This window comes from Marinospirillum sp. (genome assembly GCF_035271045.1).
In the GTDB taxonomy this organism is placed as follows: Bacteria; Pseudomonadota; Gammaproteobacteria; order Pseudomonadales; family Halomonadaceae; genus Marinospirillum.
The window spans coordinates 130,028-144,262 of the sequence record NZ_DATESC010000030.1; the positions used below are offsets into that span (position 1 = coordinate 130,028).

Genomic DNA, 14,235 nt, shown 5'->3' on the forward strand with positions numbered 1-14,235 from the left:
GTTAATTAGTCTTATCTGTTTTATAATATTGATTCTTTTATAAATAACAATAAAACAGGGTTCAACTATAAGGCTACATTAAAAATAGATGAGGAATAAAAAAATGCGCTTAATTAGACATTTTAAATATGCTACAAGCTCTATCTTGGGAGTCGTAGGACTCCTTACTTTAAGCGGTAATTTGCTGGCGGATGATGGTTATCATGCTCAATATGCAAACCGTTTTGAAGTTTTACCGGCTATTTCACCAATTCCAGCCAATAATAGCTTGACGGAATCTAAGATTGAGTTAGGTAAAATGCTATTTTTTGAACCACGCATTTCAGGTAGTGGTGTGATTAGCTGTGCAACTTGCCATAACCCAGCTTTAGGTTGGACAGACCGCATCCCACGCGCAACCGGCCATGCTGCCCAAGTGGGTGAGCGCAATACTCCCACTGTACTTAACTCAGGTTTTTTTGCCGCTCAGTTTTGGGATGGTCGTGCAGCTGATTTAGAAGCGCAAGCACTAGGCCCTATTGAAGCGGATATTGAAATGAATATGTCGCTTGACGACGCTATCACACGTTTAAAAGGTTTTAAAGAATACCAAGATGCTTTTGCCAGAGCTTATGGTGGTGATGGTGAAAAGCAAATTACACCAAATAACGTAGCGCACGCTATGGCAAGTTTTCAGCGCACCTTAAATACGCCTAACTCACCTTTTGATCGTTACCTGCAAGGTGATTTAGCCGCACTTACCGATCAACAAAAACGTGGTATGGCATTATTTGCTGACAGTGGTTGTAATGCCTGCCACTCTGGTCCAGCAATGACTGATAGCTATTTTCACGTTATTAAAGTGCCAGGATCGACTGATTTAGGGCGCTTTTTGGTAACAAAAAATGAAGCGGATAAGCACGCTTTTAAAACCCCAACCTTGCGTAATGTTGCTGTTACCTACCCATATTTCAATAATGGTGGCACGGCGACATTAGAAGAAGCAGTACAAGTTATGGGTAAAGAAATGCTAGGTCGTGAATATAAAAAGAACCAAGTGGCCGATATAGTTGCCTTCTTGCATTCTTTAACGGGTGAAATGCCACACATAGAAATTCCTGCACTGCCTTAGTTTTTAATTTAGTTTATTAGTCCACAAAGCCTGACTAGGCATAAGAGCAACCAGTCAGGCTTTTTTATGCCGTTTTAACAACTTCGTCCTAGACAAATGCTAATAAGAAAGATTAGTATTTGTCTTGTGGGTCAGCCAGCCAAAAAAGTTCCATTTTTTTTAAAAAATTGTGAATGTTATTCCTAGCCAGCCAGCCTAAAAATTCCTTAAAATTTTTTGACTGGAGACTCCAAAATGGCTCACCTTGCTAGAAGGCCTGCCTTCTTAACAACACCACTTAGCACAGCAATTGCTGTGTGCCTGTTCGCTGGCTCTACTTCACTTTATGCAAAAGATGCACAAGAGATGGATACTTTAGTTGTTACTGCCGCGGGTTATGAGCAAAAACTAACCGATGCACCCGCCAGTGTTACAGTGATTACTGCTGCTGAATTGCGTTCACGCCCTTACACCAATTTACTGGATGCTATGCGTGATGTTGAAGGCATTGATTTAGGCACGGGTCAAGATAAAAGTGGGCAAGGTACCATTTCTATGCGAGGTTTGGGCAGTGATTACACCTTGGTTTTAATTGACGGTAAACGCCAAAATAATAATGGTGATATTTACCCTAATGGTTTTGGTGGCTTTCAGTCAGCGTACCTTCCACCTTTAGATATGATTGAGCGTATCGAAGTAGTACGCGGCCCAATGTCAACGCTTTATGGTGCTGATGCGATGGGTGGTGTAATTAACATTATCACCAAGAAAGTTTCTGATAAATGGGTTGGCTCAATTACTCATAGTCGCACGTTTCAAGAAAATTCTGATTTAGGCAATGACACAACCACTGATTTTGCAGTGTCAGGCCCGTTGATTAAAAACTTATTAGGTTTGACCGTGCGTGGCTCTATTTACGACAAAGAAGAATCGACACCAGAATACACAGCAACCAAAGACCCATCAGGTAATCCTTATCAACCTAGCACCGGTTTTGGTGGTGGTGGCTCAACATCTGATAATACTAATTACACCTCTGGCTTTCGTTTAGCCTTAACACCTGATAAACAAAATGAAATTCTATTTGATTATGATATTTCGCGCCAAAAATATGATAACCGCTTGGCTCAGTTTGGTACTTTAGACTCTGCTGAAACGATTTTAGCTAGATCAAGAGTGGGCTATGAAGAAACTCAGCGGACTTCGCGCGATCAAATGTCTTTAACACACATTGGTAAATGGGATTTTGGACGTAGTGAAGTTACCTTGACGCACCTAGAAACTAAAAATAAAGGGCGATCATTGCCGCTAAGTTTAGAACAGCGCATTGCAGTTAGGGATCTAACAGGTTCTGAAGCAGATAATTTAGCTTGGATAGACAATAACTTACTACCGCGTCCTAATCGTGAATTAGCCAGCAAAGGGTTAACAATCGATGCTAAGTTGGAATTGCCCTTAGGCGACCACTTTGTTGTAGTGGGTGGACAAGTGATTGACCAAGAAATGACCGACAATGTTTTTGGCTTGCTACGCACTGGGTATAACAACAGCTCAACACAAGAACACAAACAGTTTTCAGTATTTGCTGAAGATAATTGGGCAATAACTAAAGACTTTACCTTTACTGGTGGTATGCGTTACGACGATCACAGTGAATTTGGTGGGCATATTTCACCTAGAGTCTATGGTGTTTATAATTTAACCGATGCTTGGACGGTTAAAGGGGGCGTAAGTACAGGTTATAAAACACCCAAAACTTCTGACTTGTATGCTGGTTTAACTGGTTTTGGTGGGCAAGGTACCAGCCCTTGGGCAGGTAATCCTGATTTAGAACCTGAAACCAGCATTAGTGGTGAGTTGGCGGCGTATTTTACAGCAGATGAAGGCCATACCTTTAACGCCACTTTATTTATGACGCAGTTTAAAGATAAAATTCAAAATATAGATAACTGCCAAGATAACCCTTCTGGTAGCAAAGCCTGTGCCAATATTGATCCAAGGTGGATGGCCAGTACTGCTAATGGTGGCTTTAACAGTAGTATTAACTATAAAGGTAATGTTTCAGAAGCAGAAATTAAAGGTTTAGAGCTGGCTGGTCGTTACCTTCTGCCGTTTAACCTTTCTTTAAAAGCTAACTATACTTTTACAGATACTGAAGTAACCAAAGGGCCCGCTAAAGGTCGTCCTTTAACGGGTGATCCAACCAGTGCTTCGGCAAGCTCAGCGGATACGCCTGCTAAGCACATGGCGAACCTAACCTTAGATTGGCAGGCTAACCAAGATTTAAACATGTATTTTGGTGTTTATGCCGAAGCAGACCGAGTGCGTGGCTGGGATGCTGATGGTAAGTATTTGCCAGACTATGAAGCCTACCAAGTTTTTCACCTAGGCGGCAGTTATAATGTGTCAGAAACACTCACAATTTCAGCCCGTGTAAACAACTTACTTGATCGAGACTTTTCAGATTATGAAGTGGATTGGAAAGACAATGCAGGTACTTGGGAAGCCACTAAGCTAGATGATTACAAAGTGATTGATAAGTCACGCAACTTCTGGATTTCAGCGAATATGCGTTTCTAAAAAACAATTAAAAAAACTTAACTAACCAGCCCTTTGAAAGATCGGCTGGTTTTTTTGGCGGCTTTTTTTGTCCTAGTGTGTTAAAATAACTACTTCTTAGCCACTTTTAGGAATTTATGTTTAGTTGCAGCTTAGGCTTCAGCACCTCCTTAAAACCCCATCTTTTTGAAATCACTTGGCGCGGTGAGCTCTAAAGCACTCTTTGCTTTGCCTCATCTTAGCTATCGTTTTTAGTTGTTATATTGATTTTTAAAAAAATATGGAAGCTCTAAAAAAATGCTGATTTATTACGTTATTTATTAGCAGTGTTTTTTCAGAGAATCCCTAAAGGGGTTTTAAAATGTATTATTGGATAATGCTTGCTTTAGCCGTTCTTGCTGAAGTTATTAGTACTATCGGCATGAAATTCGCCACGACCAGTTCACCTGTGCTGGGTTATTTATTAATGGCTGTGATGGTCACCTTTTCCTTTTATGCTTTCTCACGTGCAATTATTCGTATTCCTTTAGCTATCTCTTATGCTATTTGGGAAGGTCTTGGCTTATTTTTAATTGGGTTAGCTGGTGTACTTTTTTTTGGTGAAAAATTAAGTACTGGCGAGATGCTAAGTGTTGCCTTAATGATGTTTGGTTTAATTTTGGTGACTTTTGATAAAGGACCTAAAGAACAAGAAAAAGAACAAGGTGTTATTCATGTCGCTAAGGAGTTAGCAGTATGATTATTCCAGTGTCTTTATTGTTGGGTTCGGTTTCTTTAGATTTAGTTGCAACTTATTGCGTTAAGCGTTCAAAAGGCTTTAAGCGCATGGCTTGGGGTATCGTTGGTTTGTTAGCGCTGATTGCAGCCTTTGTGTTGCTAAGTTTTGTGGTGCGTTATATACCTTTGGGCATTGCTTATTCTGTTTGGGGTGGCTTAGGTGTGCTAGGTACGGTATTAATCGACCGTTTTGTCTTCAAGTCTCGCTTGGGTAAACAGGGCGTGATTGGTGTTATTTTTATTATTATTGGTATTGTTGCCCTACAGCTTTAAGGCTGTAGAGCATTTTAGGCTTTCAGTGTTGCTAGCCTATGCCCTGATCTTCAGGGTGAAAGGAAGCCGTTAATTCGCTACTGCCGCTGCAAAGGCTGATAAGTAAACGCGCGATTAAATCATGCATAATCAGTGTTTTGCGGTTATTAGTTTCTTCGTAGTGGCTTTTAATGCGCTCTTTTAACTGTAAGTCACCTGAAACTTCAACCAATATATCAACTTGTTCTGCTGCTTTAACCAGCGCCATTGGGTCGGTAAAGCAAGGGATTTTTTGCTCGGCTGCTAGTTGCATACCAGGTGATTGAGCGTCCACATCCGCAACACCAAGAATATTAATGTAGTCATATTTCAATAAGTCTTGTAGTAGCGGTGTTCCTGTTCGTCCAGCCCCAATTAATGCAATGCTTAATATTTGACTCATGCATTTCTCTCCTTTTGTTTTAATGCTTACTTAGAATGGTGAGCCAGCTTACCTTTAAATTGATCTATTAGGAAAGATTAAATAGCTGACGCTATCAGCCGCACTTATATTTTTTGCTTGTGGTATTAACAAAATATGCTAGCTTGGATTATATTTTGATTGGTGGTTTTATATTGGGGTGGTTTTATGGATAAAAAAGTCGACAAAAATAACACTCAACCCACCGAACTGCCAACGCTTGATCGGCTAGGTATCGTTTTTAGTGTAAAAGACAACCATGAGTTATGGGTAGAGTTTAATCCACAAGAAGCAACGCGTGAACTGAGTATTGAGCAATTTACCTCACTTACTTTTGATGCGGGTTATTTGCCTGAAGACTACCCACTGATTGCTGCCAATATAGCCGTTTTTTTAGATGCTATACGTCGTCGTCAACCGCAGCTTAGTTGCATTAGTATTCCGCAAGATGCCCATGTTGAGGTTTTTTTAAGCCCTGATAAGCTTTTAGCTGGCATGGTGCTGTATGGCGCTCAAGGTTTGGGCAAGCCTGTTAATCGTGAAGTTTTAGATGAAGCAATTAGAAAATCTAAAATTATTGAAGGTTTAATTGAGGGTATTTTAGATGAACTAATTAACCCTAAACTGGCAATTAATTTACGTAACACGGGCAATAGTTATTGCACGGTTATCGCTTATGGTGAAATCCACATTAATGGTCAAGATGCTAGTTTAGAAGTGTTAATAGAAGACGCTTCTGACCGTCGACCTTTGGAAGACGAGCACGGCCGAATGCATTACCTTGAAAAAGGTGACTTTCCTTATATAGAAGAAGAAACACCTTTGTTAAGGCGTTATCCGCCCACTAAAGGCAAGCCAGGCATGACGGTGAACGGTAAAGTTATTCGTGCTAAAGATGGTAAAGATATTCAGTTTCGCATTAAAGATGCCAGTGTAAAAATGTCTGAAGCTGATGAGGATCTTTTGGTTGCCGCTGTCGCTGGTTTGCCAGTGCTTTATGATAAAGGTGCTCAAATCGAGCAAACTTTAAAGATTGATAATGTTGATTTGTCTACCGGCCATGTGCGTTACCGAGGCAGTATTGAGATTAAAGGTGATGTGCGTGATGGTATGCAGGTGGTGGCAACGGGCGATATAAAAATTGGTGGTATTATTGATGCCGCTTTTATTAAAGCCGGCGGTCATATAGAACTTATTGGTGGCGCTATAGGTCATCAAAATGCAGAATTTACAACGGGAAAAGCGGCACTAAAAGCAGCCTACAGTATTAAGGCACGTTTCGCGCATGAAGCGGTGATGGAAGCAGGTCACGAAATTATTATTAGTAACCAAGTGATGCACTCTAAGCTAACGTCGGGTAGTTTTATTCAGGTGCTGGGGAAAGGACGGGTTGTGGGCGGTAGTATGAAAGCGGTTGATTATATTGAGCTAAATACTAGCGGTGCGATTGCTTATAGCGAAACCCGTTTAGAAGTGGGTGAGTGTGCTGAGTTACAAATGCAATACACGGCTTTATTGGCAATGCTGAATAAAATAGATGATAAAAAATACCAGCTTATTGAGCTAGCACGTAAAGTGCGTCAAAAAGGCCGTGCTGAAGTTTTAAAGATGAAAGATAAGCTCATTGCAACTAAAGAAAAAATACAAGAAGAAGCGCACCAGCTTAACGCAGCTTTAGTGGTGATGGAAGAGCAATTAAAACGCTTTTACGCTGCTAAAGTGGTCGTTAAACAACGGGCTTATCCGGGTACTTTTATTGCTTTAGCAGGTTCGCACCTTGAAGTAAACAAAGAGTTAGATAAAGTGACTTTTTATTTACAAGATGGGCAGGTACAAACCCGCCAATAATTGATTTAAGCAAGCTGTTTTAAGGTAGCACTTTCTTAAAAGGTTTAATGCTGACTTGCTGATAAACACCGGCTGCAACATAGGGGTCAGCATCAGCCCAAACTTGCGCTGCTTCTAGGCTAGTAAATTCTGCTACCACTAAACTGCCAGTAAAACCTGCATCCCCTGGGTTTTCACTGTCAATGGCTGGATTAGGGCCTGCCAGTAATAAACGCCCTTCATCACGCAACACCGCTAAGCGGGCTAGGTGTTCAGGCCTTGCCTGCATTCTTTGTTGCAATGTGTTGGGTTTGTCGGTGCAAATAAGTGCATAAAACATTCAACTGTTCTCCTTACAAAAATGTTAATCTGATTGCCTTAAAAGTAATCAGTGGTTGTTATGTCTTCTTTATTGATTCAAGAATGCGATTATCATATGCATTCCACCGCATCAGACGGTTCGTTAAGCCCCACTGCACTAATGGTTTTTGCTGCTGAACAGGGCATTAAAGAGTTGGCGCTGACCGACCATGATACCTTCGACGGCGTAGCAGAAGCCACTGCTGCTGCTGAGCAGCAAGGTATACGCTTAATACCCGCTATGGAATTTTCTTGTAACTGGCTGGGCATTACTATTCACCTAGTGGCTTTGTGGCCACAAGGCTTAAATCAAGCGGCCCATGATTTAGCCGAAGCACAGCGTAAAGCCCGCTGGAGTCGCGCAGAACAAATCATTGAGCGCCTAGCAAAAACAGCAGCGCCGCTTGAATTAGCAACAGTACTAAAATATTCTAACGGTGGTGTACCGGGTCGCCCACATTTTGCGGAAGCGATGGTGGCTGCAGGCTATGTGACTAACCACAGTCAGGCTTTTCGTAAATGGTTAGGCAGCGGTAAACTTGGCGATATTAAAGGCCATTGGAAACTGCTAAGCGAAGCCGTGCCTTGGTTAGTTGAAACCGGCGCTTTTGTTAGCTTAGCGCACCCTCAGCATTATAAATTAACGCGCAGTAAGCGTAAGCGCTTAGTTGTGGCTTTTGCTGAAGCGGGTGGTCATGCCATTGAAGTGGTGAGTGGTCAGCAAGATCCTCAACAAACCCAAAGTTTAGTGCGCTTAACACAAGAGTTACAGCTTAAATCAACTTGGGGCAGTGACTTCCATCATCCGGGGATTATCTGTCCTGCACCGGGTCGTTATGCTGCGTTACCGGATACTTGCATTCCTTTAAGTCAAGTTTTTAATCGTTAAGTGAAGTATTTAACTTTAGAGTGATTATTTATGAGCCAATTTTTTGAAATACACCCAGACAATCCACAGCACAGGTTTATTCAGCAAGCCGTCACTATTTTGCGCGAAGGTGGTGTGATTGCTTACCCAACCGATTCTGCTTATGCACTGGGTTGTTGCGTGGGTGAAAAAAAAGCCGTTGAGCGAATTAAGCGTATTCGTAACCTTGATGATAAGCATAACTTTACCTTGATGTGTGCCGATTTATCCGACTTGTCGACCTATGCCAAAGTTGATAATGCGGTATTTCGACTGCTTAAAAACACCACGCCTGGCCCTTATACGTTTATTTTAAATGCCACCAATGAAGTGCCACGCCTGCTGCTGCACCCTAAGCGTCGTACTATAGGCTTGCGTGTGCCTGACCATACGTTAACCCGTGCTTTATTGGCTGAACTTGGCACAGCAATGATGAGTGTTACGCTGATTATGCCTGATGAAGAATTCCCTTTATTTGATGCACAAACCATTCAAGAGCGTTTAGGTAAGTTGGTTGATTTGGTTATCGACGGTGGTACTTGTTCTATTGAACCCACTTCTGTTATCAATCTTTGCACGGGCGTACCAGAAATTACCCGTGAAGGTCGAGGTGATTTATCGGCTTTTGGTGGTTAATCCGTGTCGTCAACCTTAGCTAAGCCTGTGCAATTAGAACTTTTAGCTAAGGTTGATGGTGAGCCATATACGCAACTGCCAGAAGGTTTATTTATTCCACCCGAGGCATTAAGGGTTTTTTTAGAGACTTTTGAAGGCCCACTGGATTTATTGCTCTATTTAATTCGTAAGCATAATCTCGATATTCTAACCATTAATGTGGCTGAAATTACTCGTCAGTACATTGGCTATTTAGATTTAATGCAAGATTTAAAAATAGAACTCGCTGCCGAATACCTAGTCATGGCAGCCTTGTTAGCTGAAATAAAATCACAAAGTTTATTACCGCGCCATGCCGTGCTAGATGAAGTCTGTGAAGAAGACCCACGCGCTGAGTTAATTCGTCGCTTGCTTGAGTATGAGCGCTTTAAAACCGCTGCTGAGCGTTTAGATGATTTACCACGCCAAGAGCGCGATATTTTTCCCGTTAATCCAAGTTTGCCAAGTTTAGAAAGCCGTGTGCTGCATCCTGACGTTGATTTGCAAGAAGTTCTGCTGGCTTTTGCGCGTTTAATGCAGCGCTCTGATCTATTGGTACATCACCAAGTTAGCCGTGAACCATTGTCGATTCGTGAACGCATGACGCAGGTTTTAGACACTTTAAAAGCCGCATCGAATTACCTAGCTTTTGACGCACTATTTGATTTAACGGAAGGTCGCCAAGGTTGGGTCGTTACTTTTTTAGCATTATTAGAATTGGTTAAAGAACAGTTAGTTGAGCTAGTCCAAACCCAGTTATTTGCAATGATTCACATAAAGATAAAAGACGAAATTTTTGAATGAATGAATTTTCTTTGCCGCAATTAACGCGCATTGTGCAGGCTTTATTGTTAGCGGCAAAAACACCTTTAACACTTGAACAGCTTGCAGCGATATTTGATGAATATCAGCGTCCATACCCTTATAAACTGCGCGAAGTTTTGGCAATTTTGCAACAAGAGGCGGCTGATTCTAGCCAAGAATTAATTGAAGTCGCGGGTGGTTTTCGTTACCAAATTAAGGCGGATTATGCACCTTGGGTTAGCCGATTATGGGATGAAAAACCACCACGTTATTCGCGTGCGTTATTAGAAACACTGTCGTTAATTGCGTATCGACAGCCAGTAACCCGCAGTGAAATTGAAGATGTGCGGGGTGTAAGCGTGGGTTCACAAATCATTCGTACTCTTGAAGAAAGGGAGTGGATAAGAGTGATTGGACACCGTGAAGCCCCTGGTAGACCAGCGCTTTATGCCACTACACGGCATTTTTTAGATTATTTTAATTTAAAAAGCTTAAATGAGCTGCCAACACTTGCTGCTTTGCGTGCGCTAGCAGAAAATGAGCAGCAAGAATGGCAAGATGATTTAGACCAAACATTGCATTCACCTTTGTTAGATTTAGAGGATGATAAAGTGGCTAATGAAACCGATAATCAAGTCGATGAATCGGTAAGCTTTGGTGATTTGCTAGATAAAAATTTACCCGATGTTAAAGAGCTAACTTTTGCTGATTTAGCAGCGCGTTTTAAAACCGACGGAGACTAACTCTCCACCCATTTTCTTACCGTGTGTGAACACCCATGAAAAATAAACAATATTTTAATGCTTCTAAAAATGTAGTAACAGAAGTTGTGCCAGAAAAAACTGAAAAATTGCAAAAAGTGTTAGCGCGTTCTGGTTTAGGTTCGCGCCGCGAAATGGAAACAGTGATTGATGCAGGTTTAGTCACTATTAATGGTCGTACCGCTGTTTTGGGTGATCGTATCGGCGAGCAAGATCAAGTCACTGTTAAAGGCCGTCCAGTGCAGCTTAAAGCTGAAAGTGATCTACCTCGCAGGGTTATCATGTATAACAAGCCAGAAGGCGAGCTGGTGACGCGTAAGGACCCTGAGGGCCGTCGCACGGTGTTTGACCACTTGCCAAAGTTGCGTGGTGAGCGTTGGATTGCGATAGGTCGTTTAGACATTAATACTGCAGGCTTGTTGTTGTTTACCAATGATGGCGAGCTGGCTAACCGTTTAATGCATCCTTCGCACCAAGTTGAGCGTGAATACGCCGTACGTGTGATGGGTGAAGTCACGGATGAAATGTTGCAGGCTATGCGCGATGGTGTGATGTTAGAAGATGGCTTGGCCAGTTTTTCTGCCATTCAATTGGTGGGCGGTGAAGGCATTAACGTTTGGTACCACGTTGTAATCAATGAAGGGCGTAATCGTGAAGTTCGTCGTTTATGGGAATCACAAGGTGTAACCGTTAGCCGTCTAAAACGCGTTCGCTATGGCAATATTTCTTTAGATAAGCGCACAAAAATGGGTGAGTGGATTGAATTAACGCAAACAGAAGTGGATGACCTTTCTGGTTTGGGTGGCCTTGCTAAGAAAGCAGTTGAAGCCATACCCACTGGGCGTCCTGGACAAAAAAATCGTGGTCATTCACGTAAACCTGTTCATGCGATTGGTCGTCGAACTAAATAAATATGCATTATTTTAGAATTATTTTGCTTTAAGGGGTTGCAATAATCCCCAGAAAAGTTACTATATGCGCCGCGTTAAGGGGGTCGTTAGCTCAGTGGTAGAGCAGTTGGCTTTTAACCAATTGGTCGAAGGTTCGAATCCCTCACGACCCACCAACGCAAGCCTAAGTACAGGTTAAAGTACACCCTAATCTGGGTCGTTAGCTCAGTGGTAGAGCAGTTGGCTTTTAACCAATTGGTCGAAGGTTCGAATCCCTCACGACCCACCAGATTTTAAAAAACCGCCTTATTTTAGGGCGGTTTTTTTTATGCCTAAATTTTTACACTTTCTACACTACGAATAAGCTTTGTATTGGGTTACGACTTTGGCATTATGCTATCATTCGTTATTAACCCATTATTAAGAACAATGATATTCGCCTAAAATGAACAGTGTTTATGATCAGTTATTGGTGCGTGAGCACCTTTCCCACGCGACCCCGTCAGCTAGTCTTTCTGAGATGGATGAAAATAGACAGCGTGAACAGGTAAAGCAATTGCTTACTGAGCACAACGCTGTGCTCATTGCACACTATTACACCAGCCCAATCATTCAAGCCTTAGCAGAAGAAACGGGCGGCTTTATTGGCGACTCTTTAGAAATGGCGCGTTTTGGTGCAAGGCATCCAGCTCAAACTTTAGTGGTGGCTGGTGTGCGCTTTATGGGCGAAACCGCCAAAATCCTTTCGCCTGAAAAACGTGTATTAATGCCAACCTTAGAAGCAACTTGCTCGCTAGACATTGGTTGTGATGTAGATGAATTCAGCCAGTTTTGTGATGAACACCCTGACCATACAGTGGTTGTGTATGCCAATACTTCAGCAGCGGTAAAAGCGCGTGCTGATTGGGTGGTGACTTCAAGTATCGCTTTGCAGGTTGTTTCGCATTTACACGAACAAGGTAAAAAAATTCTTTGGGCACCCGACAAGCACTTAGGTGATTATATTTGCCGTCAAACTGGCGCACAAATGCTCTTGTGGGACGGTGCTTGTATCGTGCATGAAGAATTTAAAGCTAAAGGTATTTTGGATCTTAAAAAAATCCACCCAACTGCAGCGGTGCTGGTTCACCCAGAATCACCGGCAAGTGTAGTGGATGTTGCCGATGTAACAGGTTCTACCAGCCAGCTATTAAAAGCGGCAGGTGAGTTGCCTAACGATACTTTTATTGTGGCAACGGATCGCGGTATTTTTTATAAAATGCAGCAACAAAACCCTGCTAAGCGTTTTTTGGAAGCACCAACGGCGGGTAATGGCGCTGCGTGCCGTAGTTGCGCTCACTGTCCTTGGATGGCAATGAATAGCCTAGAGCGTATGGGACATTCGTTACGTGAGGGTAGCGATGAGATTTTGGTTGCTGCTGAACTGATTCAAAAAGCGTTAGTGCCGCTGCAAAAAATGCTTGATTTTCCTAAAGATTAAATACAAAAAAAAGGCTGCGATTAAGCAGCCTTTAATTGAATGCGTTTAATCTAGCTGAGCCAGTTGTGCTGGTTGTTTTTCTTCAGGATAAAAAGCCGTGGGCCAAGCATTAAAAATAGCTTTAAACATGGTTGCTAAAGGAATGGCAAAGAAAACACCCCAGAAGCCCCATAAGCCACCAAAGAAAAGCACTGCTAAAATAATTGAAACTGGATGCAAGTTGACCGCTTCAGAAAAGAGTAGGGGCACTAACACGTTTCCGTCTAGGGCCTGAATCACTCCATAAACGCCTATTACCCACATAAATTCACTGCTAAATCCAAACTGAAAGAAAGCCACTAAAGCTATTGGCAAGGTTGCTACCGTTGCGCCTATGTAAGGCACTAATACTGATAACCCTACCAAAAGTGCGAGTAGTTCGGCGTAATTTAATCCTAAAAACATAAAGCTAACCCAGCTAACCGTTGCCACAACAATGATTTCTAATGCCTTGCCACGAATATAATTGGCTATTTGAGCATCAATTTCATGCCAAACTTGCGTCATCAGCGTTCTTTTTCTAGGCATTAATGAAGTAATAAAACTAACAAGCTGGCGCTTATCTTTCAGCATGAAAAATACTAAAATGGGTACTAGAATTAGGTAAATTAATGAAGCAATTAAATTAGGAATGCTGGCGAGTGAAAAAGATACCAAGGTTTGCCCCAGCATTCGCATATCATTCACGGCTTCGTTAAGTAGATTACTGGCTTGCTGTTGGGTAATTAGCTGTGGATAAGCTTTGTGCAGTTGATCGATCCAAACTTGCATGGCCTTAACCATAACTGGAAGCTCGCGCGCTAAGCTTAATGATTGATTCCATAGCAGCGGAAAAATCCAAAAAATAAGTGTTAGCAAAATGCCCATAAACAAACTAAAAGCCAGCAAAACAGCTAAAAATTCAGGTACTTTGAAGTACTTTTTTAAAGGCGTTATTATCCCTTGTAGCAAATAAGAAAAAACGATGGCGCTTAAAAAAGGCAGTAACATAGCGCCAAAGAAAAACAATGCCGTAAAGAAAAAACCGATAAGCAGCGCAAAAATAACGGCTTCCTCATCAGAAAAATAACGGTGTAGCCAGTTAAGTGTTACATCACGAAAAGACATTTTATTCTCCTTTTTGTAATAAAAAGTGGAAGGTGTTACCTAGTTTTTTACGGCTAACTAATTGGTGTTTACTTAATTCGGCATAGCTTGCAAAATCATTCCAAGAACCAGGGTCAGTGGTTTGCACAAACAACACTTGGCCGATACTTAACGTGTTAAGGCATTGTTTTGCTTTAAGCAAAGGCAAAGGGCAACTAAGGTTACGAGTATCTAAATACTGGTCATAACTATCTTCTGAATTCATGAGGCTTAACCTTGTCTTATAAGA

15 protein-coding genes and 2 tRNA genes are annotated in these 14,235 nt (G+C 41.9%); 13 read left to right on the forward strand and 4 right to left on the reverse strand.

Going from position 1 to position 14,235, the window contains the following annotated elements:
* Nucleotides 1-103 precede the first annotated feature (103 nt).
* The 4 genes from VJY63_RS11235 (at nucleotide 104) to VJY63_RS11250 (ending at nucleotide 4,699) form a co-directional block, all read left to right on the forward strand.
* Entirely contained in the window at nucleotides 104-1,111 is a 1,008-nt protein-coding gene (locus tag VJY63_RS11235; RefSeq protein WP_324050909.1) for a cytochrome-c peroxidase, read from the forward strand.
* 234 nt (nucleotides 1,112-1,345) lie between these two features.
* Complete coding sequence (locus VJY63_RS11240; RefSeq protein ID WP_324050910.1) at nucleotides 1,346-3,670, forward strand: TonB-dependent receptor domain-containing protein; 2,325 nt, start codon at nucleotides 1,346-1,348, stop codon at nucleotides 3,668-3,670.
* A gap of 340 nt (nucleotides 3,671-4,010) precedes the next feature.
* Nucleotides 4,011-4,388, forward strand: coding sequence for a multidrug efflux SMR transporter (locus tag VJY63_RS11245; protein ID WP_324050912.1), 378 nt, complete (start codon nucleotides 4,011-4,013; stop codon nucleotides 4,386-4,388).
* Nucleotides 4,385-4,699, forward strand: coding sequence for a DMT family transporter (locus VJY63_RS11250; protein ID WP_324050913.1), 315 nt, complete (start codon nucleotides 4,385-4,387; stop codon nucleotides 4,697-4,699). The genes VJY63_RS11245 and VJY63_RS11250 overlap by 4 nt, the downstream gene beginning before the upstream one ends.
* Before the next feature lie 31 nt (nucleotides 4,700-4,730).
* On the opposite strand, the gene VJY63_RS11255 is transcribed toward VJY63_RS11250, so the two are convergent.
* Complete coding sequence (locus VJY63_RS11255; RefSeq protein ID WP_324050914.1) at nucleotides 4,731-5,120, reverse strand: hypothetical protein; 390 nt, start codon at nucleotides 5,118-5,120, stop codon at nucleotides 4,731-4,733.
* A 186-nt stretch (nucleotides 5,121-5,306) separates the two neighbouring features.
* Between VJY63_RS11255 and VJY63_RS11260 the strand changes: the two genes are divergently transcribed.
* A complete protein-coding gene (locus VJY63_RS11260) occupies nucleotides 5,307-6,986 on the forward strand; it encodes a FapA family protein (RefSeq protein WP_324050916.1) in 1,680 nt (559 codons plus the stop codon).
* 19 nt (nucleotides 6,987-7,005) lie between these two features.
* Here the strand turns inward: VJY63_RS11260 and VJY63_RS11265 are convergent, their stop codons facing one another.
* Nucleotides 7,006-7,305, reverse strand: a complete 300-nt coding sequence (locus VJY63_RS11265) for a YciI family protein (protein ID WP_324050917.1) — start codon at nucleotides 7,303-7,305, stop codon at nucleotides 7,006-7,008.
* Nucleotides 7,306-7,365: 60 nt separating this feature from the next.
* On the opposite strand from VJY63_RS11265, the gene VJY63_RS11270 reads away from it, so the two are divergent.
* The 8 genes from VJY63_RS11270 to nadA all read left to right on the forward strand — a co-directional run bounded on the left by VJY63_RS11270 (nucleotide 7,366) and on the right by nadA (nucleotide 12,821).
* On the forward strand, nucleotides 7,366-8,214 hold the full coding sequence (locus VJY63_RS11270) for a PHP domain-containing protein (protein WP_324050919.1): 849 nt from the start codon (nucleotides 7,366-7,368) through the stop codon (nucleotides 8,212-8,214).
* Nucleotides 8,215-8,244: 30 nt separating this feature from the next.
* The gene (locus VJY63_RS11275) at nucleotides 8,245-8,868 is read left to right on the forward strand and encodes an L-threonylcarbamoyladenylate synthase (RefSeq protein ID WP_324050921.1); all 624 of its coding nucleotides are present in this window, start codon (nucleotides 8,245-8,247) and stop codon (nucleotides 8,866-8,868) included.
* A 3-nt stretch (nucleotides 8,869-8,871) separates the two neighbouring features.
* Entirely contained in the window at nucleotides 8,872-9,690 is an 819-nt protein-coding gene (locus VJY63_RS11280) for a segregation and condensation protein A (RefSeq protein ID WP_324050923.1), read from the forward strand.
* Nucleotides 9,687-10,433: an SMC-Scp complex subunit ScpB gene (gene scpB / locus VJY63_RS11285; protein ID WP_324050925.1), complete on the forward strand. Its 747-nt coding sequence runs from the start codon at nucleotides 9,687-9,689 to the stop codon at nucleotides 10,431-10,433. The genes VJY63_RS11280 and scpB overlap by 4 nt, the downstream gene beginning before the upstream one ends.
* Before the next feature lie 35 nt (nucleotides 10,434-10,468).
* Nucleotides 10,469-11,362 (forward strand): 23S rRNA pseudouridine(2605) synthase RluB, encoded by an 894-nt coding sequence (rluB, locus tag VJY63_RS11290; RefSeq protein WP_324050926.1) that lies wholly within the window; start codon nucleotides 10,469-10,471, stop codon nucleotides 11,360-11,362.
* 80 nt (nucleotides 11,363-11,442) lie between these two features.
* A tRNA-Lys gene (locus VJY63_RS11295) sits at nucleotides 11,443-11,517 on the forward strand.
* 38 nt (nucleotides 11,518-11,555) lie between these two features.
* Nucleotides 11,556-11,630 (forward strand) — tRNA-Lys (locus tag VJY63_RS11300).
* Nucleotides 11,631-11,786: 156 nt separating this feature from the next.
* Nucleotides 11,787-12,821 (forward strand): quinolinate synthase NadA, encoded by a 1,035-nt coding sequence (nadA, locus tag VJY63_RS11305; protein ID WP_324050928.1) that lies wholly within the window; start codon nucleotides 11,787-11,789, stop codon nucleotides 12,819-12,821.
* 45 nt (nucleotides 12,822-12,866) lie between these two features.
* On the opposite strand, the gene VJY63_RS11310 is transcribed toward nadA, so the two are convergent.
* Together VJY63_RS11310 and VJY63_RS11315 are read right to left on the reverse strand one after the other, a co-directional pair.
* Nucleotides 12,867-13,967 carry an AI-2E family transporter gene (locus VJY63_RS11310; protein ID WP_324050930.1) on the reverse strand — a complete coding sequence of 367 codons (1,101 nt, stop codon included), beginning with the start codon at nucleotides 13,965-13,967 and terminating at the stop codon, nucleotides 12,867-12,869.
* Between the two features lies 1 nt (nucleotide 13,968).
* On the reverse strand, nucleotides 13,969-14,211 hold the full coding sequence (locus VJY63_RS11315) for a sulfurtransferase TusA family protein (protein WP_324050932.1): 243 nt from the start codon (nucleotides 14,209-14,211) through the stop codon (nucleotides 13,969-13,971).
* Nucleotides 14,212-14,235: the final 24 nt, after the last annotated feature.

What these genes read in the sequence shown, in the direction of transcription:
- VJY63_RS11235 (WP_324050909.1), top strand. Translation starts at nt 104, where the DNA reads ATGCGCTTAATTAGACATTTTAAATATGCTACAAGCTCTATCTTGGGA.
- VJY63_RS11240 (WP_324050910.1), top strand. Translation starts at nt 1,346, where the DNA reads ATGGCTCACCTTGCTAGAAGGCCTGCCTTCTTAACAACACCACTTAGC.
- VJY63_RS11245 (WP_324050912.1), top strand. Translation starts at nt 4,011, where the DNA reads ATGTATTATTGGATAATGCTTGCTTTAGCCGTTCTTGCTGAAGTTATT.
- VJY63_RS11250 (WP_324050913.1), top strand. Translation starts at nt 4,385, where the DNA reads ATGATTATTCCAGTGTCTTTATTGTTGGGTTCGGTTTCTTTAGATTTA.
- VJY63_RS11255 (WP_324050914.1), bottom strand. Translation starts at nt 5,120, where the DNA reads ATGAGTCAAATATTAAGCATTGCATTAATTGGGGCTGGACGAACAGGA.
- VJY63_RS11260 (WP_324050916.1), top strand. Translation starts at nt 5,307, where the DNA reads ATGGATAAAAAAGTCGACAAAAATAACACTCAACCCACCGAACTGCCA.
- VJY63_RS11265 (WP_324050917.1), bottom strand. Translation starts at nt 7,305, where the DNA reads ATGTTTTATGCACTTATTTGCACCGACAAACCCAACACATTGCAACAA.
- VJY63_RS11270 (WP_324050919.1), top strand. Translation starts at nt 7,366, where the DNA reads ATGTCTTCTTTATTGATTCAAGAATGCGATTATCATATGCATTCCACC.
- VJY63_RS11275 (WP_324050921.1), top strand. Translation starts at nt 8,245, where the DNA reads ATGAGCCAATTTTTTGAAATACACCCAGACAATCCACAGCACAGGTTT.
- scpB (WP_324050925.1), top strand. Translation starts at nt 9,687, where the DNA reads ATGAATGAATTTTCTTTGCCGCAATTAACGCGCATTGTGCAGGCTTTA.
- rluB (WP_324050926.1), top strand. Translation starts at nt 10,469, where the DNA reads ATGAAAAATAAACAATATTTTAATGCTTCTAAAAATGTAGTAACAGAA.
- nadA (WP_324050928.1), top strand. Translation starts at nt 11,787, where the DNA reads ATGAACAGTGTTTATGATCAGTTATTGGTGCGTGAGCACCTTTCCCAC.
- VJY63_RS11310 (WP_324050930.1), bottom strand. Translation starts at nt 13,967, where the DNA reads ATGTCTTTTCGTGATGTAACACTTAACTGGCTACACCGTTATTTTTCT.
- VJY63_RS11315 (WP_324050932.1), bottom strand. Translation starts at nt 14,211, where the DNA reads ATGAATTCAGAAGATAGTTATGACCAGTATTTAGATACTCGTAACCTT.